We start from the raw sequence: 21,988 nt of genomic DNA on the forward strand, positions 1-21,988 counted from the left end.
GCATCGATGCGGTCATTCAGTTACACCGCAGTGATGCCATCGCCAGCAAGCCGGCTCCTACAGGGCGAGTTCTCGCATTCGCTGGAGCACGGCATTGAGGCCATTGCTGCGCGAAGGTGACAACTGTCGGCTGAGTCCAAGCTGGTTGAACCAGTCCGGCAAATCCACCTGCTGCAATTCGGCCGCCGACAACCCGTTAACCCGCGCCAGCAGCAACGCCACCAACCCGCGAATCAATCGTGCGTCACTATTCGCGGCAAACTGCCAGTGACCGTCCTGCAACGATCCCACCAGCCACACCTGACTTTCACAGCCATGCACGCGGTTGGCGTCGACTTTATCCACATCGCTCAACGCCGGCAGCCGGTCGCCCCATTGCATCAGCAGTCGCGCCCGTTGCTCCCAGCCGGTGGCGGCCTGAAAAGTTTCGAGCGCCATTTCGGCATCAGCGGGGAGGTTCATCGCAACAACTCCAGCGCTTGATCCAGCGCATCAAAGAACCGTTGCAGGTCCTCGGAATCGTTGTAAAGCGCCAACGACACCCGAATCGCCCCGGCCAGTTCAAAGCTTTTCAGCAGCGGCATCGCGCAGTGATGACCGGCGCGAACTGCGATCCCCTGTTCTGTCAGCAAGTGCGCCAGATCAGAGTTATGCACACCCTCGACGACAAAACTCGCCAGGGCCAGTTGCGGTTTGCCCAGCAAGCGAATGCCGTCGCGCGCCTCAAGACCTTTCAACAAATAGTCATGCAGCGCGGCTTCATGGGCCGAAACCGCGCTTTGATCGAGGCCGGCGAGGTAATCGAGCGTCGCCCCGAGACCAATCACGCTGGAGATCGGCGGCGTTCCAGCCTCGAAACCGAGCGGAGCAGGACGAAAGCGCGCGTGCTGGTAATCCGCATCCAGCACCATTTCGCCGCCGAACTGCCAATGGCGCACTTGCTTGAGCGCCTCATGGCGGCCGAACAACACCCCCAGGCCATCCGGGCCATAGAGCTTGTGGCTGGAAAACACATAAAAGTCGCAACCCAGCACCTGCACATCGTGCCGGCCATGGACCACGCCCTGGGCGCCATCGACCACGGTCAACGCGTTGTGTGCCTTGGCCAGCGCCAGCAGCGCGGGCAATGGCTGCCAGGCGCCGAGCACATTGGACAGCTGACTGACCGCCAGCAAGCGGGTTCGCGGGCCGATCAACGCGGCGGCGGCATCCAGGTCGATCAAGCCGTCGGCGTCCAGCGGCAGGATCACCAGTTTCAGATCGCGACGGTGGGCCAGTTGCTGCCATGGCAGCAGGTTGGCGTGGTGCTCCAGGGCGCTGATGACAATTTCATCGCCCGGATTGAACAGGTGTTCCAGGCCATAGGCCAGCAGGTTCAGCGCAGAGGTCGCGCCGTGGGTGAAGATGATCTGCCCGCAATCACCGGCATTCAGCCATTGCGCGACTTTATTGCGGCTGTCCTCGAACGCCTGGGTGGCATGCGCGCCGGGCAAGTGTTGCGCCCGATGCACGTTGGCTGCGCCATTGGCGTAGTAATGCGCCAGGGCATCCAGCAGGGCTTGAGGCTTTTGCGTGGTGGCGGCGTTGTCCAGATAGGTCTGGTCTTGCCGTTGCAGGGCGGCGATGGCCGGAAAATCGGCGCGCCAGGGGGAGAGAATCATCATGGTGTTCGCCTGTACGCCTGACCTATGTAGGAGCGAGCTTGCTCGCGATGATCGCGCGGACGACACGGGCTGTCTGATGCCGCGCGTTATCGTTGACGTCCATCGCGAGCAGGCTCGCTCCTACACAGGTGCGGGTGGTCGTGTGGCTTAGTTGTGAGCGTGCAGCGCTTCGTTCAGTTCGATCGCCGATTTGTGGGTTTTGCATTCCACGGCACCGGTTTCCGAATTGCGGCGGAACAGCAGGTCCGGCTGACCGGCCAGTTCACGAGCCTTCACGACTTTGACCAGTTTGTTGTTTTCGTCCAGCAGCGCCACTTTGGTGCCAGCGGTCACGTACAGGCCCGATTCAACGGTGTTGCGGTCGCCCAACGGGATACCGATACCGGCGTTGGCGCCGATCAGGCAGCCTTCGCCAACCTTGATCACGATGTTGCCGCCGCCCGACAGGGTGCCCATGGTCGAGCAACCGCCGCCCAGGTCCGAACCCTTGCCGACGAACACGCCAGCGGAAACGCGGCCTTCGATCATGCCCGGGCCTTCGGTGCCAGCGTTGAAGTTGACGAAACCTTCGTGCATCACGGTGGTGCCTTCGCCGACGTAAGCGCCCAGACGGATACGGGCCGCGTCAGCGATACGCACGCCGGCGGGCACGACGTAGTCGGTCATTTTCGGGAATTTGTCGACCGAGAACACTTCCAGCAGCTCGCCGCGCAGACGGGCTTCCAGTTGATGTTCGGCCAGTTCGGCAAGGTCGATCGCGCCCTGGCTGGTCCATGCGACGTTCGGCAGCAGCGGGAACACGCCGGCCAGGTTCAGGCCGTGCGGCTTGACCAGACGATGGGACAGCAGGTGCAGCTTGAGGTAAGCCTCAGGCGTGGAAGTCAGCGGCGCATCTTCGGCCAGAATGGTGGCGACCAGCGGCTTGTGGCTTTCGGCCAGACGGGTCAGCAGGGCAGCCTGGGCTGCGTCGACACCTTTCAGTGCTTCAGCCAGTTGCGAAGCCTGGGCGGTGCTGAACGCGATGGCCTGATTGCCTTCGGTGTAACCCAGAACCGGCGCGATGGCCGCGACCAGATCGGCCGACGGGTTGAGCAGCGGCTGAGCGTAAAACACTTCGAGCCATGCGCCCTGACGATTTTGAGTGCCGACACCAAAGGCCAGGCTGAATACGGAAGTGGACATGTAAATACCTCTAACAAAATTGAACGGGCTGGCTTACTTGAGCGCTGCCGCGTAGATATCTGGCTTGAAGCCAATCAGGGTTCGGTCACCGAGATCGAGCACCGGGCGCTTGATCATCGAGGGTTGTGCGAGCATCAGTTCGATGGCTTTCGGCTGGTCGAGATCGGCTTTGCGTTCGTCGTCGAGCTTGCGAAAGGTCGTGCCTGCACGGTTCAACACCACTTGCCAGCCGTGCTCGTCGCACCATTGGCTCAGGTGTTCACGGTCGATTCCGACCGCTTTGTAATCATGAAAGTCATAGCTGACAGCGTGTTCATCGAGCCAGGTGCGCGCCTTTTTCATGGTGTCGCAGGCTTTGATGCCGAAAAGGTGCAACGTTTTGCTTGAATCGGTCAAGGAATTGCCCCCTTTACAGGTGCTGGAAAAAAAAGGTGACGGATTATGCCATGACCGTCCGCTTAAAACGCAAAACCCTGTAGGAGCCGAGCTTGCTCGCGAAAGCGGCAGGTCAGCCACTATCAATGTTGAATGTCAGGCCGCTTTCGCGAGCAAGCTCGGCTCCTACAGGGTTTGGGGTTTTTTCGAGACTGGCGACAGCCTGCGACATTGGTACAACGGTCAACCCGCAGTCTAAGCGGCTAATATGGCACTTCAATGCTGTCGATTGTCCGGGAACCGCGCTTTATGCAAACCGCCTACACCGTCCTGATCCTGTTGATGCTGGTCAGTGTTTCTCGCTTGGTCGGACGCGTGATCCTGTTGCCATTGCCGCTGGTGCAAATCGGTGCCGGTGCCTTGCTGGCCTGGCCGACACTCGGTTTGCACGTCGCCCTGGACCCGGAATTGTTTCTGTTTTTGTTTCTGCCGCCGCTGCTGTTCTCCGACGGCTGGCGCATGCCCAAGCGCGAACTTTGGCGACTGCGGGGGCCGATCCTGACCTTGGCGGTCGGCCTGGTGCTGTTTACCGTCGTCGGTGCGGGTTACTTCATCCACTGGTTGCTGCCGAGCATTCCGCTTCCGGTGGCCTTTGCCCTTGCGGCGGTGTTGTCGCCAACGGATGCGGTGGCCGTCTCGGCGATTTCTCAAAACCGTCTGCCGACGCCACTGATGCACATGCTGCAGGGCGAGGCGCTGATGAATGACGCGTCGGGCCTGGTGACCTTCAAGTTCGCCCTGGTCGCGGCGGTGACCGGGGTGTTCTCGCTGGCCAACGCCAGCCTGACGTTCGTGTTTGTGGCGGTCGGTGGCCTCGCGGTCGGTGTTGCGTTGAGCTGGCTGGTCGGGCGTTTGCGCTCGTGGATGATCGCTCGCGGTTGGGATGATCCTGCGACGCACGTTGTCTTCATGTTGTTGCTGCCGTTTGCGGCTTACGTGCTGGCCGAACGCCTGGGGGGCTCGGGGATTCTGTCTGCCGTGGCGGCCGGGATGATGCAGAGCTGGCTCGATCTGCTGCCGCGCCAGACCAGCACCCGACTGCTCAACCGCAGCGTCTGGTCACTGCTGGAGTTCGCGTTTAACGGGCTGATCTTCCTGCTGCTGGGGTTGCAGTTGCCGGACATCATCAAAGCCGTGGCCAGCCACGAAACGTCGTTGTGGCCAACGCTGCTGTATCGCTGCCTCGACGTGGTGGCGATTTTCCTGGTGTTGGTGGTGTTGCGGTTTGTCTGGGTGCAGAGCATCTGGCGATTGTCGGGGCTGCTGCGTCGCTGGCGCGGCAAGGGCGAAATGACGCAAGTGCCGACGGCGCGTTCCTGCTGGTTGTTGACCGTCGGCGGGGTGCGCGGTGCGGTGACGCTGGCGGGTGTGTTGTCAGTTCCGATACTGATGGGGAATGAGGCGTTTCCTGAGCGCGATCTGCTGATTTTCATCGCGGCCGGGGTCATTCTGCTGTCGCTGATTGCCGCGTGTATTGCATTGCCATTGCTGCTGCGCGGCATCGAGAAGAGCCCTGACGACAAACGTCGCAGTGAAGTGCGCGATGCCTGGCGCAAAACCGCCGAAGCCGCCATTCATGCGCTCGAAACCGAAGAGGCCAATCCGCAGGACGCTGCCCAGGCAGCGCTCGCTGTCGAACTCAAGGCACGGATCATGTCCGAGTATCGGCATCAACTGGAGGTTTTCAACGATTCGGCGGAAGCCCAGGCGCTGGCGTTTCAGATGGACCTGCTGGAACGGCGTCTGTGCTTGAAGGCGCTGCGGGCGCAACGCCTGGAGTTGTACAAGCTCAGCCGTCACCACCAGATTGGTGATGACGTGTTGCGCGAGGTGCTGGGAGAACTCGATTTGAGCGAGGCTAATCTGGGCGTCGTGAAATAGCCCTGTTGCGGCTGATGCCGGTCGCCCTTGGCGAGTTCCTTGAAAGCTTGATAATGCATCACTGAATGCCGGTCGTAAGAGGCATTAGTGCGACAAGGCAAATGTTCAAGAGAGAGACATTAGTCCGTGGTGGAAGAGGGATAAACTTCGGCCATGAATGCTTTGTCTTTTTCGCTGAGAACAAGGTTGAGGTAGATCTCGAAGTCGCCTTCGGTCCAGTCCTGCTGCACGGGATAGTGCATGATCGACTTTGGATCATAAGGTGAGTGAACAACTTCGCTGGGGTCAAGGAGGTTGAAGTAGCGTGCGTCAACGATGCGTCGCGTGTAGTTATCCTCGTCAGCGCCTTCAGGCACGCCATGTGCCGCGTAGACGGCCTGTCTGTTCCAGGGAATGTTCGACTCCGGGTGCAGGTGTTCATGTTCTGCGCCCAGTACATGGCCAAATTCGTGCATGGTATTGGCGTTGAAGAATTTCAAGGAAAGTTGGTGGTCCGGTGACAGAAGCATGGTCGGGAGGCTTTGATCTGTCTCGGTCAAGGCGCTGGTGCCGATGTGGGACCAGTACACGCCTGGTTCGCTCTTGATACGAATATCACCTTCCTCGCCTTCGATGAATTCGAACTTCAGGTTAATGTGTGGCAGCCAGTTATTGGCCGCAGCCTTGACGGCGTCCTTAAAACTTTGATCACCGTTCAGAAAAGCAATGCGCAATGTGCGGCCCGGTGCCCAGAAGTAGGTGTGCCTGGCGACTGCGCGCTTTTTACGTCCGGGCACTGAAGTTAGCCGATTCGCAGGGTTTTCGGCGATGGCAGTCTCGTAAGCAGCCTGGAGGTCTACTGGTTTTTCAATGAGGCAACAAGGTGCGTTTGTCATATATACATCCATGTATTATTAAAGTTGTTTTTTCTGAAGATGTTTACTTGGTTTTGTTTTGCGCATCAGTCTTGGATTGTAAAACTATGAAGTTGTTAAGTTGATGCGGCTCTGGCGGGAGATTAGTTGAGTGTGTAGTTGGGCGTAAAGTTGGTATTTATTAGTTGTTATTGCGAGGGTGGTTAATGCCTGCACTGCGTTGCACAGTGCAGGCAAGTTTTGTTTTATTTGTGGCGAGTTATAAAGCTGCGAATACGTTCAGCGGCTTCCACACACTCAGCCAGTGGCGCAACCAGCGCCATGCGCACCCGACCGGCACCCGGATTCGCGCCGTCAACGTCACGGGACAGATAGGAGCCAGGCACCACGGTCACGTGTTCTTCGACGAACAGATCGCGGCAGAACGCCTCGTCATCACCTTCAACATTCGGCCACAGGTAAAAACCGCCATCCGGGCGCTGCACGTCCATCACCGGGCCGAGGATTTCCAGCACCGCGTCATACTTCTCGCGATACAACGCACGGTTGGCGCGCACATGCACTTCGTCATTCCAGGCGGCAACGCTGGCCAGTTGAGTCTGAACCGGCATCGCGCAGCCGTGGTAGGTGCGGTACAGCAGGAAGCCTTTGAGAATGTCGGCATCACCCGCCACAAAACCCGAACGCAGGCCCGGCAGGTTGGAGCGCTTGGACAGACTGTGGAACACCACGCAGCGTTTGAAGTCCTTGCGGCCCAGTTCCGCGCAGGCGCTGAGCAGGCCGGCGGGCGGGGTTTGTTCGTTGAAATACAGTTCGCTGTAGCACTCGTCCGCAGCGATCACGAAGTCGTACTCATCGGCCAGGGCGATCAGCTTTTTCAGGGTTTCGACCGGGATCAACGCGCCGGTCGGGTTGCCCGGCGAGCACAGGAACAGGATCTGGCAACGCTTCCAGATGTCCGGGGAAACGGCATCGAAGTCCGGGTTGAAGCCATTCTCGTCCAGGCACGGCAGGTAATGCGGCTTGGCGCCGGCGAGGAACGCGGCACCTTCATAGATCTGATAGAACGGGTTCGGGCTGACCACCAGGGCGTCGTCGCCACGGTTGACTACGGTCTGAGTGAACGCGAACAGCGCTTCGCGGGTGCCGTTGACCGGCAGTACGTTGCGCGCCGGGTCGAGCCAGCCGTTCGGCACGTTGAAGCGGCGTTCGCACCACGCGGTGATGGCTTCGCGCAGGGCCGCAATGCCGAGGGTGGTCGGATAAACGGCCATCTGGTCCAGATTGCTTGCCAGGGCTTCGGCGACAAAGCTTGGCGAACGGTGCTTCGGCTCGCCGATGGACAGCGCGATAGGGCGTTTGTCCGGGTTTGGCGTGACGCTGCCGAGCAGGGCGCGGAGCTTCTCGAACGGGTAAGGCTGCAATTGGGACAGAGCGTTGTTCATCGGTAGATCTCGTTCAATGTGGAGGCCTGCCTGCCCTTTGTAGGAGCTGGCTTGCCGGCGATGGTCGTTAACGATGACGCGTGCTTATCGGGTAAGCGCGGGGCCTTCAAGTCCATCGCTGGCAAGCCAGCTCCTACAAAGAGCCGGCCAATTCAAATGCTTATGCGCGACAGTTTGATATCGGGTTCCTGGCTGACACTGAGCTGTTCGACGATCGCATCCTGCAAACGGCTGCACAACAGTGGGTCAGACAACGGTTGGTTGTTGGCGTCGGTAATGAAGAACACGTCTTCCACGCGCTCGCCGAGCGTGGCGATCTTGGCGTTCTGCAATGACAGGTCGAATTCCAGAAAAATTGTACCGATCCGCGCCAGCAAGCCCGGGCGATCCGGGGCGCTGAGCTCCAGCACCGTCACCGGGCGCTGGGCGTCGTTGTGGATCGTCACCTGAGGCGCGAACGCAAAATGCTTGAGCTGGCGCGGTACGCGACGCTGGATGATCGTCGGGTAATCGTCCGGGTTGCGCAGGGCTTCGGTCAGGCCTTCGCGGATCTGTTTGACCCGCGCCGGGTTATCGCCGATCGAGTCGCCGTCGGTGTCGAGCACGATGTAGGTGTCGAGGGTGAACTGGCTGCTGGAGGTGATGACCCGGGCGTCGTGAATGTTCAGGTTGAGTTGGTCCATCGCGGCCACGGTCACGGCGAAGAAGTCGTGCTGGTCCGGTGCGTAGATGAAGATCTGCGTACCGCCCTCGAACTCGCGCTGGGTGGTTTCCTTGATCAGCACCAGCGGGCCGCCATCGGCCGGCTGCTGGAGGATCGCATCGGTGTGCCAGGCCACATCGCCGGCGGTGTGACGCAGAAAATAGTCATCGCCCAGTTGCGACCACAACTGCTCGACGTCGTCGGGGTCGTTGCCGCCGCGTACCAGAATGTCCAGGGCGGCGCTCTGGGTCTGGCGGATCTGCATTTCGCGATCCACCGGGTTTTCCAGGCCGCGACGCAACGCACGCTTGGTCTCGGTGTAGAGTTGGCGCAGCAGGCTGGCGCGCCAGGAATTCCAAAGCGTCGGGTTGGTTGCGTTGATGTCGGCGACGGTCAGCACGTACAGGTAATCAAGGCGGGTTTCGTCACCGACGATCTGCGCGAAATCATGGATCACCTGCGGGTCGGACAAGTCCTTGCGCTGGGCGGTGGTCGACATCACCAGGTGGTTCTGCACCAGCCACACGATCAGGCGGCTGTCCCAGATCGGCAATTGATGGCGCTGGCAAAAGGCTTCGGCGTCCACTGCGCCGATTTCCGAGTGATCGCCATGCCGGCCCTTGCCGATGTCGTGGTACAGGCCGGCGAGGTAGATCAGCTCGGGCTTGGGCAGCTTGCCCATGAGTTTGCTGGCGAGCGGGAATTTTTCCGACACTTGCGTGTACTGCAACTTACGCAGGTGTTTGATCAGGTTCAGGGTGTGCGCGTCGACCGTATAAATGTGAAACAGGTCGTGCTGCATCTGCCCGACAATGAAGCCGAACTCCGGCAAATAGCGCCCGAGGATGCCGTAACGGTTCATCCGCCGCAGGTTGCGGTGAATGCCGATCTTGCACTTGAACAGTTCGATGAACAGGCTGGTATTACGAATGTCGTTGCGGAAATCGTCGTCGATCAGGTGCCGGTTTTCCCGCAGCAGACGAATGGTGTCGGCACGCACGCCTTTGATTTCCGGTTGCTGGGCCATCAGCACGAAGATTTCGAGCATGGCGAACGGCGTGCGGCGGAACACGTTGTCGTTGCGCGCCTCGATGTAGCCGTCGTGCAACTGGAACCGCGAGTTGATCGGCTGCGGCGGCGCTTCGTCTTCGGGCGCGAGGATGACTTCCTCGAAGTGCTGGATGATCAGGTCGCTGAGCTGGGCGATGCTCATGACCACCCGATAATACTGTTGCATGAAGTTTTCGATGGCTTGCTTGGCGTCATCGCCCTTGAAACCCAACAGGCCGGCAATCGAGCGCTGGTGGTCGAACAGCAAGCGGTCTTCGGAACGGCCAGCGAGCATGTGCAGCGCGTAGCGGACTTTCCACAGGAATTCCTGGGATGAAGCCAGCAAGGCGTTTTCGCTCTCGACCAGAAACCCTTCGCCGGCCAATGCCCGCAGGTTCAGGGTGCCGTATTCGCGACGGGCGACCCACAGAATCGTTTGAATATCCCGTAGTCCGCCGGGCGAGCCTTTGACGTTTGGTTCCAGGTTGTATTCGGTGTCGTTGTACTTGTGATGACGGGCTTTCTGCTCGGCGCGCTTGGCGAGGAAGAAGTCCTTGCTCGGCCACATGTGCGCAGTGCTGGTGACGTCGAGCATGCGCTGGCGCAATCGCTCGGGGCCGCAGATGGTGCGGCTTTCCATCAGGTTGGTGACGACCGTCAGGTCGGCGCGGGCTTCAACGGCGCATTCTTCAACCGAGCGAACGCTCTGACCGACTTCCAGGCCGATGTCCCACAACAACGTCAGAAAACGCTCGATGGAATCGCGGAAAACTTCGTGGTCGGCGCTGTCCAGCAGGATCAGCAAATCGATATCGGAATAAGGGTGCAATTCCCCGCGACCGTAGCCGCCGACCGCGACCAGCGCGATGTCGGCATCTTCACTCCAGTTGAACTGCTCCCAGGCCTTTTGCAGGATGTTGTCGACGAACCACGCACGATCCTCGATCAGCCGGCGAATCTCCCGGCCGCTGCGAAAGCGCTCGTCGAGCACCTCGCGCGCCTGGCGGATCGCCTTCTTGAAGGCCGCGATCGGGCTGGCCTTCAGGGCTAGTTCAGCCTGGAACTGGCCACGGTCGAAGAGTTCGGGATCCACCTGCGGCATCGATTGGCTTTCCTATCTATAAGGCTGAGAGCTGTGCGGACCGGATCAGGCCGAAACGCGCGGGATGGTGTCGTCGCTGCGCAGGGTGAAGATCTCGTAACCGGTTTCGGTCACTGCCAGGGTGTGTTCCCACTGGGCCGAGAGCTTGCGGTCCTTGGTGATCGCGGTCCAGCCATCGCCCAACACCTTGGTGTCGGCCTTGCCCTGGTTGATCATCGGCTCGATGGTGAAGGTCATGCCGGCTTTCAGTTCCATGCCGGTGCCAGCACGGCCGTAGTGCAGGATCTGCGGTTCTTCGTGGAACACCTTGCCAATGCCGTGGCCGCAGAACTCGCGAACCACCGAGAAGCCGTTCTTTTCGGCGTGCTTCTGGATCACTTCACCGATGTCGCCCAGGCGGCAGCCGGGTTTGACGATTTCGATGGCCTTGTACATGCATTCCTGGGTCACTTGCGACAGGCGCTCGGCCCAGACCGGCACGGTGCCGACGTGGAACATGCGGCTGGTGTCGCCGTGGTAGCCGTCTTTGATCACGGTGACGTCGATGTTCAGCGTATCGCCGTCCTTCAATGGCTTCTCGTTCGGGATGCCGTGGCAGACCACGTGGTTGATCGAGGTGCAGATCGACTTCGGATAGCCTTTGTAGTTGAGCGGGGCAGGGATGGCCTGCTGCACGTTGACGATGTAGTCGTGGCAGATGCGGTCCAGCTCTTCAGTGGTGACGCCTGGCTTGACATGTTCAGCAATCATTTCCAGCACATCGGCGGCCAGTTTGCCGGCGACACGCATTTTTGCGATGTCCTCCGGGGTTTTGAGGGTGACGGTCATACAGGCTCTCTCTACGCTCGATGGCGCTTGTCAAAACGGAATGGGCAGTGTGCGATCAATGTTCGCCGCCCTGAAAAACGCGATTCTAACAGACGAACAGCGCAAATCTGAGCCTCTGTACATCGCTTCTCTCTATAGATAGGCGCATTCTTGAGCGATTCCAAGGGCGCGGATAAAGGCGCGCGTCAGGAATTGAGAATCCGGGTTCCGTTTTTGCGAGCCTTGTGATATAAAATGCGCCGCTTTCCGGGGATACCCCGAAAGGCTTAAATCCACACACGTGTCGACACGATGACCTGGGTGCCTTCAGCTGATGCTGCTGGTTGGTCATTGGGATACGTGGAGGCCAAACCCGACTTATTAAGGAACTATCATGTCCCAAGTCAACATGCGCGATATGCTGAAGGCCGGTGTGCACTTCGGTCACCAGACCCGTTACTGGAACCCGAAAATGGGTAAATACATTTTCGGCGCGCGTAACAAGATCCACATCATCAACCTTGAAAAAACCCTGCCAATGTTCAACGAAGCTCTGACTTTCGTAGAGCGTCTGGCCCAGGGCAAAAACAAGATTCTGTTCGTCGGCACCAAGCGTTCCGCTGGCAAGATCGTTGCTGAAGAAGCAGCACGTTGCGGTTCGCCGTACGTCGATCACCGCTGGTTGGGCGGCATGCTGACCAACTTCAAAACCATCCGTGCTTCCATCAAGCGTCTGCGTGACCTTGAAGTACAAGCCGAAGACGGTACTTTCGCCAAGCTGACCAAGAAAGAAGCGCTGATGCGCTCCCGTGACCTGGAAAAGCTGGATCGTTCCCTGGGTGGTATCAAGGACATGGGCGGTCTGCCAGACGCTCTGTTCGTTATCGACGTTGATCACGAGCGCATCGCGATCACCGAAGCCAACAAGCTGGGTATCCCGGTTATCGGCGTAGTCGATACCAACAGCAGCCCGGAAGGCGTTGACTACATCATCCCAGGCAACGATGACGCAATCCGCGCTATCCAGCTGTACATGGGTTCGATGGCTGACGCTGTAATCCGCGGTCGCAACCACGTTGCTGGCGGCACCGAGCAGTTCGTTGAAGAAGCTCCGGCAGCTGCAGCTGAGTAACTGACGCCTTGGCGTTGACTCAGTAAGCAAAAAGGGGGCTTGGCCCCCTTTTTGCCACCTCGAAAACCATTTGTCCGGTGGCGCATTTACATCATTTGTAACTTGCAGCTGCTAACAAGGGTGGTTCGGGAAGAATTGAACGCCCGTTCGATCGGGTGGAATGGTTGAAAACCTATCCAAGAGGAATTTTGAAATGGCAGAGATTACTGCAGCGTTGGTCAAAGAACTGCGCGAGCGTACTGGCGAAGGCATGATGGACTGCAAAAAGGCCTTGACCAAGGCTGGCGGCGACATCGAAAAAGCCATTGATGACATGCGTGCTTCGGGCGCCATCAAGGCTGCCAAGAAAGCAGGCAACGTGGCTGCTGAAGGCGCTATCGCTCTGAAAGAAGACGGTAAATCCGCCGTTCTGCTGGAAGTGAACTCGCAGACCGACTTCCTGGCTCTGCAGGACGACTTCAAGGCATTTGTTGCTGCCAGCGTTGAAAAAGCGTTCGCCGACAAGCTGACTGACGTCGCTCCGCTGATCGAAGCTCAAGAAGCTGCTCGCCTGGTACTGGTCGGCAAGGTTGGCGAAAACGTCAACATCCGTCGCCTGGTTCGCGTTGAAGGTGATGTTGTTGGTGGTTACCTGCACGGCAACAAAATCGGTGTTGCGGTTGTTCTGAAAGGCGGCGACGTTGAGCTGGCCAAAGACATCGCTATGCACGTAGCGGCCAGCAACCCTGAGTTCCTGCTGCCATCGGAAGTTTCTGCTGAAGCTATCGAGCGCGAAAAAGCCGTGTTCCTGCAGCTGAACGAAGAAAAAATCAAAGGCAAGCCAGAAAACATTGTTGAGAACATGGTCAAAGGCCGTATCAGCAAGTTCCTGGCTGAAGCAAGCCTGGTTGAGCAGGCGTTCGTCAAGAACCCTGAAATCAAGGTTGGCGAACTGGCCAAGAAAGCCGGTGCAGAAATCGTTTCTTTCACCTACTTCAAAGTAGGCGAAGGCATCGAGAAGCCGGTCGACAACTTCGCTGAAGAAGTTGCTGCCCAGCTGGCTGCCGCCAAGCAATAAGACGGTTTTTTAACTGTCGCCCTGAAGAGGCTGCCCGCTTACGCGCGCAGCCTCTTTTCAGATGGGGCACCAATTTTTAATTGGTTTCCTTTTGGAACTGGCTTACAAAGCCATGTTCCGATGGCGCTGAAGCAGCGCCAAGCTAGAGTGAACGCCAGCTGTAAACAGCTCGCAAAGAATTTTTAAAATACGCCGCAGGAGAGATTCGCAATGGCTCAGCAGGGCAGTGGTTATCAGGCTCGCTATAAACGCATTCTACTCAAGCTTAGCGGCGAGGCCCTGATGGGCTCGGAAGAGTTCGGGATCGATCCGAAAGTTCTGGACCGCATGGCGCTGGAAGTCGGCCAACTGGTCGGCATCGGCGTCCAGGTCGGCCTGGTGATCGGCGGCGGCAACCTGTTTCGCGGTGCAGCGCTGAGCGCGGCCGGCATGGATCGGGTCACCGGCGACCACATGGGCATGCTGGCCACCGTGATGAATGCCTTGGCCATGCGCGACGCGCTGGAACGTGCCAATATCTCGGCCATCGTGATGTCGGCGATTTCCATGGTTGGCGTGACTGATCACTACGATCGCCGCAAGGCCATGCGTCACCTGAATGCCAAGGAGGTCGTGATCTTCGCGGCCGGTACCGGCAATCCGTTCTTCACCACGGATTCGGCGGCCTGCCTGCGAGCAATCGAAATCGATGCCGATGTCGTGCTCAAGGCGACCAAGGTCGATGGCGTCTACACCGCTGATCCATTCAAAGACCCGCATGCCGAGAAGTTCGATCATCTGACCTACGATGAAGTGCTGGATCGCAAGCTGGGTGTGATGGACCTGACCGCCATTTGCCTGTGCCGCGACCACAAGATGCCGTTGCGCGTATTTAACATGAACAAGCCCGGCGCCCTGCTGAACATCGTGCATGGCGGCGCTGAAGGGACCCTGATCGAGGAAGGCCAACAATGATCAACGAAATCAAGAAAGACGCTAAAGAGCGTATGCAGAAATCCGTCGAGTCGCTGATGCACAACTTCGGCCGTATTCGTACTGGCCAGGCGCACCCAAGCATTCTTGAAGGTGTGATGGTGCCGTACTACGGTTCCGACACCCCGATCAAGCAAGTGGCGAACATCACCGTCAAAGACGCCCGTACCCTGCAGGTCGTTGCTTTTGAGCGCAACATGCTCGGTGCCGTCGACAAGGCTATCGGCAGCGCCGGTCTGAACCTCAACCCGACGAACCTCGGTGAGTTGCTGCTGATCTCCATGCCGGCCCTGACCGAAGAGACCCGCAAGGGCTTCACCAAGCAGGCTCGCGATGTCGCTGAAGATGCCCGTGTTGCCGTGCGCAACATCCGCCGTGATGCGAACAGCCAACTCAAGGATCTGGTCAAGGAAAAGGAAATCAGTGAAGACGAAGAACGTCGCGCCACTGGCGAAATTGATGATCTGACCAAGAAGTACGTGGCTGAAATCGACGCGAATTTGGCGCAGAAAGAAAAAGACCTGATGGCCGTATAAGGGTCGCGTTTTCATGGAAAAGACCAAGCAGTCAGTGCCGTCCGCGGTGCCGCGTCATGTCGCGATCATCATGGATGGCAATAATCGCTGGGCGAAAAAACGCTTTATGCCGGGTGTCGCCGGGCATAAAGCGGGCGTGGATGCGGTTCGTGCAGTGATCGAGGTTTGTGCCGAGGCCAAGGTCGAGGTATTGACTCTGTTCGCCTTCTCCAGCGAGAACTGGCAGCGTCCGGCTGATGAAGTCAGTGCCTTGATGGACCTGTTCTTCAAGGCGTTGCGTCGTGAGGCCAAGCGCCTCAACGACAACAACATCAGTCTGCGTATCATTGGTGACCGTTCGCGTTTCCATCCAGAGCTTCAGGCTGCGATGCGTGAGGCGGAAGCGATGACCGCAGGCGCCAATCGCTTCGTTCTGCAGATCGCCGCCAACTACGGCGGTCAGTGGGACATCGCGCAAGCCGCACAGCGTCTGGCGCGGGAAGTTCAGGCCGGGCATCTGCGCCCGGAAGATATCACCCCGGAGCTGTTGCAAACCTGTCTGGCCACCGGCGATCTGCCGCTGCCGGACTTGTGCATCCGTACCGGTGGCGAGCACCGCATCAGCAACTTCCTGCTGTGGCAACTGGCTTACGCCGAGTTGTACTTCTCCGACCTGTTCTGGCCGGACTTCAAACACGACGCCATGCGCACCGCGCTGGCCGATTTCGCTTCTCGCCAGCGCCGCTTCGGTAAAACGAGCGAGCAGGTCGAGGCTGGGGCCCGGGTTTAATGCTCAAACAACGAATCATCACCGCGCTGATCCTGCTGCCGATCGCCTTGTGCGGGTTTTTCCTGCTCGAAGGCTCCGGTTTCGCGCTGTTCATCGGGCTGGTCGTGACCCTCGGTGCCTGGGAATGGGCGCGTCTGGCGGGTTTCACTGAGCAGCCGTTCCGCGTTGCCTATGCTGCAGTGGTCGCTTTGATGCTGTTTGTCATGCACATCCTGCCGGGGCTCGCACCTTGGGTGCTGGGCGCTTCGGTGCTGTGGTGGGGCGTGGCGACGTACCTGGTGTTGACGTATCCGCGTTCGAGCGAGCGTTGGTCCAGTGCGGCGACCAAGCTGGTGATCGGCCTGTTGATTCTCCTGCCGGCCTGGCAAGGTCTGGTGCAGATCAAACAATACCCATTGGGCAACTGGTTGATCATGGCGGTCATGGTGCTGGTCTGGGGCGCCGACATCGGTGCTTACTTTTCCGGTCGGGCCTTCGGCAAGCGCAAGCTGGCGCCACAGGTCAGTCCCGGCAAGAGCTGGGAAGGCGTGTATGGCGGCCTCGCACTGAGCCTGGTCATCACCGTCATTGTCGGCCTGGTTCGCGACTGGACGGTTGCCGAGCTTTTCAAAGGGTTGATCGGTGCCGCAATTATCGTGTTGATCTCGGTAGTGGGTGATCTCACCGAAAGCATGTTCAAGCGCCAGTCCGGGATCAAGGACAGTAGCAATCTGCTGCCCGGCCACGGTGGTGTACTCGATCGTATTGACAGCCTGACGGCAGCGATTCCGGTGTTCGCGGTGTTGCTGTGGATGGCGGCACCGTGAGCCGCCCTCAACAGATTACCGTTCTGGGGGCTACCGGCTCGATCGGTCTGAGCACGCTCGATGTCATTGCCCGTCATCCCGAACGTTATCAAGTGTTCGCCTTGAGCGGTTTCACTCGCCTGAGTGAGTTGTTCGCGTTGTGCGTCCGTCATACGCCACGGTTCGCTGTCGTGCCAGAGCAGGGCGCTGCCCGAGGCTTGCAGGACGACTTGCGTGCGGCGGGGTTGTCGACCCGCGTTCTGGTGGGGGAGGAGGGGCTGTGTCAGGTCGCCGCCGACCCTGAAGTCGATGCCGTCATGGCCGCTATTGTCGGTGCGGCGGGCCTGCGCCCGACGCTGGCGGCGGTCGAGGCCGGCAAGAAAATACTCCTGGCCAATAAAGAAGCACTGGTGATGTCCGGTGCGTTGTTTATGCAGGCCGTGCGTAAAAGCGGTTCGGTGCTGCTGCCGATCGACAGCGAACACAACGCGATTTTCCAGTGCATGCCGCAGGATTTCGCCCGTGGTCTGGGTGCGGTCGGTGTCCGTCGTATCTTGCTGACGGCTTCCGGTGGTCCTTTCCGGCAGACGCCTATGGCTGAGCTGGTGCATGTAACCCCTGATCAGGCGTGTGCCCATCCGAACTGGTCCATGGGGCGCAAGATTTCGGTAGATTCGGCCAGCATGATGAACAAAGGCCTCGAGCTGATCGAAGCCTGCTGGCTGTTTGATGCCAAGCCGTCGCAGGTCGAAGTGGTGATTCACCCGCAGAGCGTGATTCATTCGCTTGTCGATTACATCGATGGTTCGGTCCTGGCTCAGTTGGGTAATCCCGACATGCGCACGCCTATTGCCAATGCGCTGGCCTGGCCGGAACGCATCGATTCGGGTGTCGCACCGCTGGATCTGTTTGCCATTGCGCGCCTGGATTTCCAGGCCCCCGATGAAGAGCGTTTCCCATGTCTGCGCCTGGCGCGTCAGGCCGCAGAGGCTGGCAATAGCGCGCCAGCCATGCTCAATGCGGCGAATGAAGTGGCTGTCGCGGCCTTTCTCGACGGGCGGGTTCGCTATCTGGAAATCGCGAGTATCATCGAAGAAGTGTTAAATCTCGAGCCCGTGGTTGCGGTGGATGATCTCGAGGCGGTGTTCACGGCTGACGCGAAAGCGCGAGTACTGGCCGGGCACTGGTTGAGTCGTCACGGGCGGTAAGTGCTGCAATACGTTGGCCCATGCAGCACTGGATAAGTTGCGGAGAAAGTAGATGAGCGCGCTCTATATGATTGTCGGCACCCTGGTAGCCCTGGGCGTGCTGGTCACTTTCCACGAATTCGGCCATTTCTGGGTCGCACGTCGCTGTGGAGTCAAAGTGCTGCGTTTCTCCGTGGGCTTCGGTATGCCGTTGCTGCGCTGGCACGACAAGAAAGGCACTGAATTCGTGATTGCTGCCATCCCGCTGGGTGGCTACGTAAAAATGCTCGACGAGCGCGAAGGTGAAGTGCCGGCCGATCAGCTCGACCAATCCTTCAATCGCAAATCCGTCCGTCAGCGCATTGCTATCGTGTCGGCGGGGCCGATTGCCAACTTCTTGCTGGCAATGATTTTTTTCTGGGTGCTCGCCATGCTTGGCAGCGAGCAGGTGCGGCCAGTCATCGGCGCCGTTGAATCCGGCAGCATCGCCGCCAGGGCGGGTTTGAGTGCAGGTCAGGAAATTGTTGCCATTGATGGTGAGCCGACTTCGGGCTGGGGCGCCGTAAATCTGCAGCTGGTTCGCCGTCTTGGCGAGAGCGGTTCCCTTCAGTTGCTGGTCCGTGAGCAGGGTTCCACAGCGGATTCGCCGCGTGAGCTGGTGCTGGATAAATGGCTCAAGGGCGCTGACGAGCCGGATCCGATTCGCTCGCTGGGTATTCGCCCATGGCGTCCGGCGCTGCCGCCGGTGTTGGCGGAACTCGATCCGAAAGGCCCGGCGCAGGCTGCCGGCCTTAAAACCGGTGACCGGCTGTTGGCCCTGGATGGCAAGGCGCTCGATGACTGGCAACAAGTGGTCGATATCGTCCGTATTCATCCTGATACCAAAATCATGCTGCGCGTCGAGCGCGATGGTGCTCAAATCGACGTCCCTGTGACGCTCGCTGCTCGCGGCGAGAAAAAGTCGCCCAGTGGTTATCTCGGCGCCGGGGTGAAGGCGATCGATTGGCCGCCGGAGATGATTCGCGAGGTCAGTTACGGTCCTTTGGCCGCGATTGGCGAGGGGGCTCGACGCACCTGGACCATGAGCATACTGACCCTCGATTCGCTCAAGAAAATGTTGTTCGGTGAGCTCTCGGTAAAAAACTTGAGTGGACCGATAACCATTGCTAAAGTGGCGGGCGCTTCTGCCCAGTCGGGCGTCGCTGATTTCCTGAATTTCCTTGCTTATCTGAGTATTAGCCTGGGGGTTCTGAATTTGTTGCCCATTCCGGTACTGGATGGGGGGCATTTGTTGTTTTATCTGATTGAGTGGGCGCGTGGTCGCCCCTTGTCGGATCGGGTGCAGGGTTGGGGGATACAGATCGGCATCAGTTTGGTGGTCGGGGTGATGTTGCTCGCTCTGGTCAATGATTTGGGTCGTCTGTAACACTTCGCTGAATTGCGAATCTGCCGCATTTTGCGGCAGTTTGTTTATTGCCAGTTGGAATAAGAAAGGACTTCATGAAACGTCTGCTGCTAACTGCGGTTCTCACCGTATTGATGATCGCCGAAGTTCACGCCGAGTCCTTCACTATCTCTGATATTCGCGTCAATGGCCTCCAGCGGGTCTCCGCGGGTAGCGTCTTTGGTGCTTTGCCGTTAAACGTCGGTGAACAGGCGGATGATCGTCGCCTGGTGGAATCCACTCGTGCGCTGTTCAAAACCGGGTTCTTTCAAGATATCCAGCTGGGCCGTGATGGCAACGTCCTTGTCATTACGGTAGTCGAGCGTCCGTCCGTTGCCAGTATCGAGATCGAGGGTAACAAGGCGATCTCCACTGAAGACCTGATGAAGGGCCTCAAACAATCCGGTCTGGCCGAAGGCGAGATCTTCCAGCGCGCCACCCTCGAAGGTGTTCGCAACGAGCTGCAGCGTCAGTACGTCGCTCAGGGTCGCTATTCGGCTACCGTTGACACCGAAGTGGTGCCGCAGCCGCGTAACCGCGTCGGCCTCAAGGTCAATATCAACGAAGGCACCGTTGCAGCTATCCAGCACATCAACGTGGTGGGTAACACGGTCTTCCCTGATGAAGACCTGATCGACCTGTTCGAACTCAAGACCACCAACTGGTTGTCGTTCTTCAAGAACGACGACAAGTACGCTCGTGAAAAACTGTCCGGCGACTTGGAGCGTCTGCGTTCCTACTACCTGGACCGTGGCTATATCAACATGGATATCGCTTCGACCCAGGTGTCCATCACCCCGGACAAGAAACACGTCTACATCACCGTCAACGTCAACGAAGGCGAGAAGTACACCGTTCGTGACGTCAAGCTGAGCGGCGACCTGAAAGTTCCTGAAGATCAGGTCAAGTCCCTGTTGCTGGTGCAGAAAGGTCAGGTGTTCTCGCGCAAGCTGATGACTACCACGTCCGAACTGATCACCCGTCGCCTGGGTAACGAGGGTTACACCTTCGCCAACGTCAACGGCGTACCTCAGCCGCATGATGAAGACCACACCGTCGATATCACTTTCGCGGTCGATCCGGGCAAGCGTGCTTACGTTAACCGCATCAACTTCCGTGGCAACACCAAGTCCGAAGACGAAGTGCTGCGCCGTGAAATGCGTCAGATGGAAGGCGGCTGGGCTTCGACTTACCTGATCGACCAATCCAAGACCCGTCTTGAGCGTCTGGGCTTCTTCAAGGAAGTCAACGTCGAAACCCCGGCTGTACCGGGTGTCGATGACCAGGTTGACGTGAACTACAGCGTTGAAGAACAAGCGTCCGGTTCGATTACCGCCAGTGTCGGCTTTGCACAGAGTGCCGGTCTGATCCTCGGTGGTTCGATCACCCAGAACAACTTCCTCGGTACCGGTAACAAGGTCAGCGTTGGCTTGACCCGCAGTGAGTACCAGAGCCGCTATAACTTCGGTTATGTCGACCCGTACTGGACTGCTGACGGTGTGAGCCTGGGTTACAACGCGTTCTATCGCACCACTGACTACAAAGACCTTGACGTCGACGTTGCCAGCTATGCCGTAGACAGCCTGGGTGCAGGCGTGAGTGTCGGTTACCCGATCAGTGAGACTTCGCGTCTGACCTTCGGCCTGACTGCACAACAAGACAAGATCAAGACCGGTGTGTACACCGTTGACGAGATCTTCGACTTCGTTAACAAGGAAGGCGACAACTACCTGAACTTCAAGGCTTCGGCCGGTTGGTCCGAGTCGACCCTGAACAAAGGCGTGCTGGCGACCCGTGGTCATTCGCAAAGCCTTGTGCTGGAAACCACGACGCCTGGCAGCGACCTGTCGTTCTTCAAACTCGACTACCGTGGCCAGTTGTTCCAGCCGTTGACCGAAAACTACACCATGCGCCTGCATACCGAGCTGGGTTATGGCGATGGCTACGGTTCGACCGATGGCTTGCCGTTCTATGAAAACTACTATGCTGGTGGTTTCAACTCGGTTCGTGGTTTCAAGGACAGTACCTTGGGTCCTCGCAGTACGCCGAGCCGTGGTACCAACCCGGGTACGGCGCTTGATCCGGACCAGGATCCGCTGCCGTTCGGTGGTAATGTCCTGATCCAGGGCGGGGTCGAAGTTCTTTTCCCTCTGCCGTTCGTCAAGGATCAGCGTTCCCTGCGTACCTCGGTATTCTGGGATGTGGGTAACGTTTTCGACTCATCGTGCAAAGACACCACCAACGCGAACGGTTCGTCGTCCAACACCAAGTGCAACGACATCAGCCTGAGCAACATGGCCAGCTCTGTCGGTGTAGGTGTGACATGGGTTACCGCACTGGGCCCTCTGAGTTTCGCGTTGGCCATGCCGATCAAGAAACCGGATGAGGCTGAAACTCAAGTGTTCCAATTCTCCCTCGGCCAGACGTTCTAAGCGTCTGACCCAAGATAACGACAATGGATTTTGTAGGAGTGCATCGTGCGTAAGTTGACTCAATTGGTTCTCCTGGCGACCGTACTGGTAGCAGGTCCGGCTTTTGCCGACATGAAAATCGCCGTTCTGAACTATCAAATGGCTCTGCTGGAATCCGACGCGGCCAAGAAGTACGCCGTGGATGCAGAGAAGAAGTTCGGCCCGCAACTGACCAAGCTCAAGACGCTGGAAAGCAGTGCCAAGGGTATTCAGGACCGTCTGATGGCTGGCGGCGACAAGATGCAGCAAGGCGAGCGTGAGCGCCTGGAACTTGAATTCAAGCAAAAGGCCCGTGACTTCCAGTTCCAGTCCAAGGAATTGAACGAAGCCAAAGCCGTTGCCGACCGTGAAATGCTGAAGCAGCTCAAGCCGAAACTGGACAGCGCTGTGGAAGAAGTCATCAAGAAAGGTGCTTTTGACCTGGTCTTCGAGCGTGGCGCAGTGATTGATGTCAAACCTCAGTACGACATCACTCGCCAGGTTATCGAGCGCATGAATCAGCTGAAGTAATC

General features: G+C 58.5%; 19 protein-coding genes. 11 read left to right on the plus strand and 8 right to left on the minus strand.

Annotated elements, in window-relative coordinates:
- Positions 1–57: 57 nt before the first annotated feature.
- From KGB24_RS05200 to KGB24_RS05215, 4 genes are all read right to left on the minus strand, one after another.
- Positions 58–462 carry a SufE family protein gene (locus KGB24_RS05200; protein WP_223414001.1) on the minus strand — a complete coding sequence of 135 codons (405 nt, stop codon included), beginning with the start codon at positions 460–462 and terminating at the stop codon, positions 58–60.
- Positions 459–1,664, minus strand: coding sequence for a cysteine desulfurase (locus KGB24_RS05205; RefSeq protein WP_223414000.1), 1,206 nt, complete (start codon positions 1,662–1,664; stop codon positions 459–461). Before KGB24_RS05205 ends, KGB24_RS05200 begins: the two co-directional genes overlap by 4 nt.
- A 147-nt stretch (positions 1,665–1,811) precedes the next feature.
- The gene (gene dapD, locus KGB24_RS05210) at positions 1,812–2,846 is read right to left on the minus strand and encodes a 2,3,4,5-tetrahydropyridine-2,6-dicarboxylate N-succinyltransferase (protein ID WP_008039387.1); all 1,035 of its coding nucleotides are present in this window, start codon (positions 2,844–2,846) and stop codon (positions 1,812–1,814) included.
- 33 nt (positions 2,847–2,879) lie between these two features.
- A complete protein-coding gene (locus KGB24_RS05215; RefSeq protein WP_008039388.1) occupies positions 2,880–3,242 on the minus strand; it encodes an ArsC family reductase in 363 nt (120 codons plus the stop codon).
- A gap of 288 nt (positions 3,243–3,530) precedes the next feature.
- Between KGB24_RS05215 and KGB24_RS05220 the strand changes: the two genes are divergently transcribed.
- A complete protein-coding gene (locus KGB24_RS05220; RefSeq protein WP_223414400.1) occupies positions 3,531–5,162 on the plus strand; it encodes a Na+/H+ antiporter in 1,632 nt (543 codons plus the stop codon).
- Between the two features lie 119 nt (positions 5,163–5,281).
- Here KGB24_RS05220 and KGB24_RS05225 read toward each other — a convergent pair whose 3' ends face one another.
- The 4 genes from KGB24_RS05225 to map form a co-directional block, all read right to left on the minus strand.
- Positions 5,282–6,037 (minus strand): hypothetical protein, encoded by a 756-nt coding sequence (locus KGB24_RS05225; RefSeq protein ID WP_223414401.1) that lies wholly within the window; start codon positions 6,035–6,037, stop codon positions 5,282–5,284.
- A 224-nt stretch (positions 6,038–6,261) separates the two neighbouring features.
- Positions 6,262–7,461 carry a succinyldiaminopimelate transaminase gene (gene dapC, locus KGB24_RS05230; RefSeq protein ID WP_223414402.1) on the minus strand — a complete coding sequence of 400 codons (1,200 nt, stop codon included), beginning with the start codon at positions 7,459–7,461 and terminating at the stop codon, positions 6,262–6,264.
- Positions 7,462–7,613: 152 nt separating this feature from the next.
- The gene (locus KGB24_RS05235) at positions 7,614–10,316 is read right to left on the minus strand and encodes a [protein-PII] uridylyltransferase (protein ID WP_223414403.1); all 2,703 of its coding nucleotides are present in this window, start codon (positions 10,314–10,316) and stop codon (positions 7,614–7,616) included.
- A 45-nt stretch (positions 10,317–10,361) separates the two neighbouring features.
- Complete coding sequence (gene map / locus KGB24_RS05240; protein ID WP_008028962.1) at positions 10,362–11,144, minus strand: type I methionyl aminopeptidase; 783 nt, start codon at positions 11,142–11,144, stop codon at positions 10,362–10,364.
- Between the two features lie 373 nt (positions 11,145–11,517).
- Here map and rpsB point away from each other — a divergent pair, with 373 nt between their 5' ends.
- From rpsB to KGB24_RS05290, 10 genes are all read left to right on the plus strand, one after another.
- The gene (gene rpsB, locus KGB24_RS05245; protein ID WP_008028964.1) at positions 11,518–12,255 is read left to right on the plus strand and encodes a 30S ribosomal protein S2; all 738 of its coding nucleotides are present in this window, start codon (positions 11,518–11,520) and stop codon (positions 12,253–12,255) included.
- 193 nt (positions 12,256–12,448) lie between these two features.
- Complete coding sequence (gene tsf / locus KGB24_RS05250) at positions 12,449–13,312, plus strand: translation elongation factor Ts (RefSeq protein ID WP_008028965.1); 864 nt, start codon at positions 12,449–12,451, stop codon at positions 13,310–13,312.
- A 210-nt stretch (positions 13,313–13,522) separates the two neighbouring features.
- Positions 13,523–14,266, plus strand: coding sequence for a UMP kinase (gene pyrH / locus KGB24_RS05255; protein WP_003172271.1), 744 nt, complete (start codon positions 13,523–13,525; stop codon positions 14,264–14,266).
- Positions 14,263–14,820: a ribosome recycling factor gene (gene frr / locus KGB24_RS05260; protein ID WP_008028968.1), complete on the plus strand. Its 558-nt coding sequence runs from the start codon at positions 14,263–14,265 to the stop codon at positions 14,818–14,820. The genes pyrH and frr overlap by 4 nt, the downstream gene beginning before the upstream one ends.
- A gap of 13 nt (positions 14,821–14,833) precedes the next feature.
- Positions 14,834–15,589 (plus strand): polyprenyl diphosphate synthase, encoded by a 756-nt coding sequence (gene uppS / locus KGB24_RS05265; protein ID WP_008028970.1) that lies wholly within the window; start codon positions 14,834–14,836, stop codon positions 15,587–15,589.
- Positions 15,589–16,395, plus strand: a complete 807-nt coding sequence (locus KGB24_RS05270) for a phosphatidate cytidylyltransferase (protein WP_223414404.1) — start codon at positions 15,589–15,591, stop codon at positions 16,393–16,395. Before uppS ends, KGB24_RS05270 begins: the two co-directional genes overlap by 1 nt.
- A complete protein-coding gene (gene ispC / locus KGB24_RS05275) occupies positions 16,392–17,582 on the plus strand; it encodes a 1-deoxy-D-xylulose-5-phosphate reductoisomerase (protein ID WP_223414406.1) in 1,191 nt (396 codons plus the stop codon). The genes KGB24_RS05270 and ispC overlap by 4 nt, the downstream gene beginning before the upstream one ends.
- Before the next feature lie 52 nt (positions 17,583–17,634).
- Positions 17,635–18,987 (plus strand): sigma E protease regulator RseP, encoded by a 1,353-nt coding sequence (gene rseP / locus KGB24_RS05280; RefSeq protein WP_008039401.1) that lies wholly within the window; start codon positions 17,635–17,637, stop codon positions 18,985–18,987.
- A gap of 74 nt (positions 18,988–19,061) precedes the next feature.
- Positions 19,062–21,437, plus strand: coding sequence for an outer membrane protein assembly factor BamA (bamA, locus tag KGB24_RS05285; protein ID WP_008028979.1), 2,376 nt, complete (start codon positions 19,062–19,064; stop codon positions 21,435–21,437).
- 45 nt (positions 21,438–21,482) lie between these two features.
- A complete protein-coding gene (locus KGB24_RS05290; RefSeq protein ID WP_008028980.1) occupies positions 21,483–21,986 on the plus strand; it encodes an OmpH family outer membrane protein in 504 nt (167 codons plus the stop codon).
- Positions 21,987–21,988: the final 2 nt, after the last annotated feature.

It is taken from the genome of Pseudomonas sp. BF-RE-25 (genome assembly GCF_019956105.1).
In the GTDB taxonomy this organism is placed as follows: Bacteria; Pseudomonadota; Gammaproteobacteria; order Pseudomonadales; family Pseudomonadaceae; genus Aquipseudomonas; species Aquipseudomonas migulae.

Coding starts and splice junctions, on each gene's coding strand:
- frr (WP_008028968.1), top strand. CDS start 14,263: ATGATCAACGAAATCAAGAAAGACGCTAAAGAGCGTATGCAGAAATCC.
- tsf (WP_008028965.1), top strand. CDS start 12,449: ATGGCAGAGATTACTGCAGCGTTGGTCAAAGAACTGCGCGAGCGTACT.
- KGB24_RS05270 (WP_223414404.1), top strand. CDS start 15,589: ATGCTCAAACAACGAATCATCACCGCGCTGATCCTGCTGCCGATCGCC.
- dapD (WP_008039387.1), bottom strand. CDS start 2,846: ATGTCCACTTCCGTATTCAGCCTGGCCTTTGGTGTCGGCACTCAAAAT.
- uppS (WP_008028970.1), top strand. CDS start 14,834: ATGGAAAAGACCAAGCAGTCAGTGCCGTCCGCGGTGCCGCGTCATGTC.
- bamA (WP_008028979.1), top strand. CDS start 19,062: ATGAAACGTCTGCTGCTAACTGCGGTTCTCACCGTATTGATGATCGCC.
- KGB24_RS05220 (WP_223414400.1), top strand. CDS start 3,531: ATGCAAACCGCCTACACCGTCCTGATCCTGTTGATGCTGGTCAGTGTT.
- KGB24_RS05235 (WP_223414403.1), bottom strand. CDS start 10,316: ATGCCGCAGGTGGATCCCGAACTCTTCGACCGTGGCCAGTTCCAGGCT.
- KGB24_RS05225 (WP_223414401.1), bottom strand. CDS start 6,037: ATGACAAACGCACCTTGTTGCCTCATTGAAAAACCAGTAGACCTCCAG.
- rpsB (WP_008028964.1), top strand. CDS start 11,518: ATGTCCCAAGTCAACATGCGCGATATGCTGAAGGCCGGTGTGCACTTC.
- pyrH (WP_003172271.1), top strand. CDS start 13,523: ATGGCTCAGCAGGGCAGTGGTTATCAGGCTCGCTATAAACGCATTCTA.
- map (WP_008028962.1), bottom strand. CDS start 11,144: ATGACCGTCACCCTCAAAACCCCGGAGGACATCGCAAAAATGCGTGTC.
- rseP (WP_008039401.1), top strand. CDS start 17,635: ATGAGCGCGCTCTATATGATTGTCGGCACCCTGGTAGCCCTGGGCGTG.
- dapC (WP_223414402.1), bottom strand. CDS start 7,461: ATGAACAACGCTCTGTCCCAATTGCAGCCTTACCCGTTCGAGAAGCTC.
- KGB24_RS05205 (WP_223414000.1), bottom strand. CDS start 1,664: ATGATGATTCTCTCCCCCTGGCGCGCCGATTTTCCGGCCATCGCCGCC.
- KGB24_RS05200 (WP_223414001.1), bottom strand. CDS start 462: ATGAACCTCCCCGCTGATGCCGAAATGGCGCTCGAAACTTTTCAGGCC.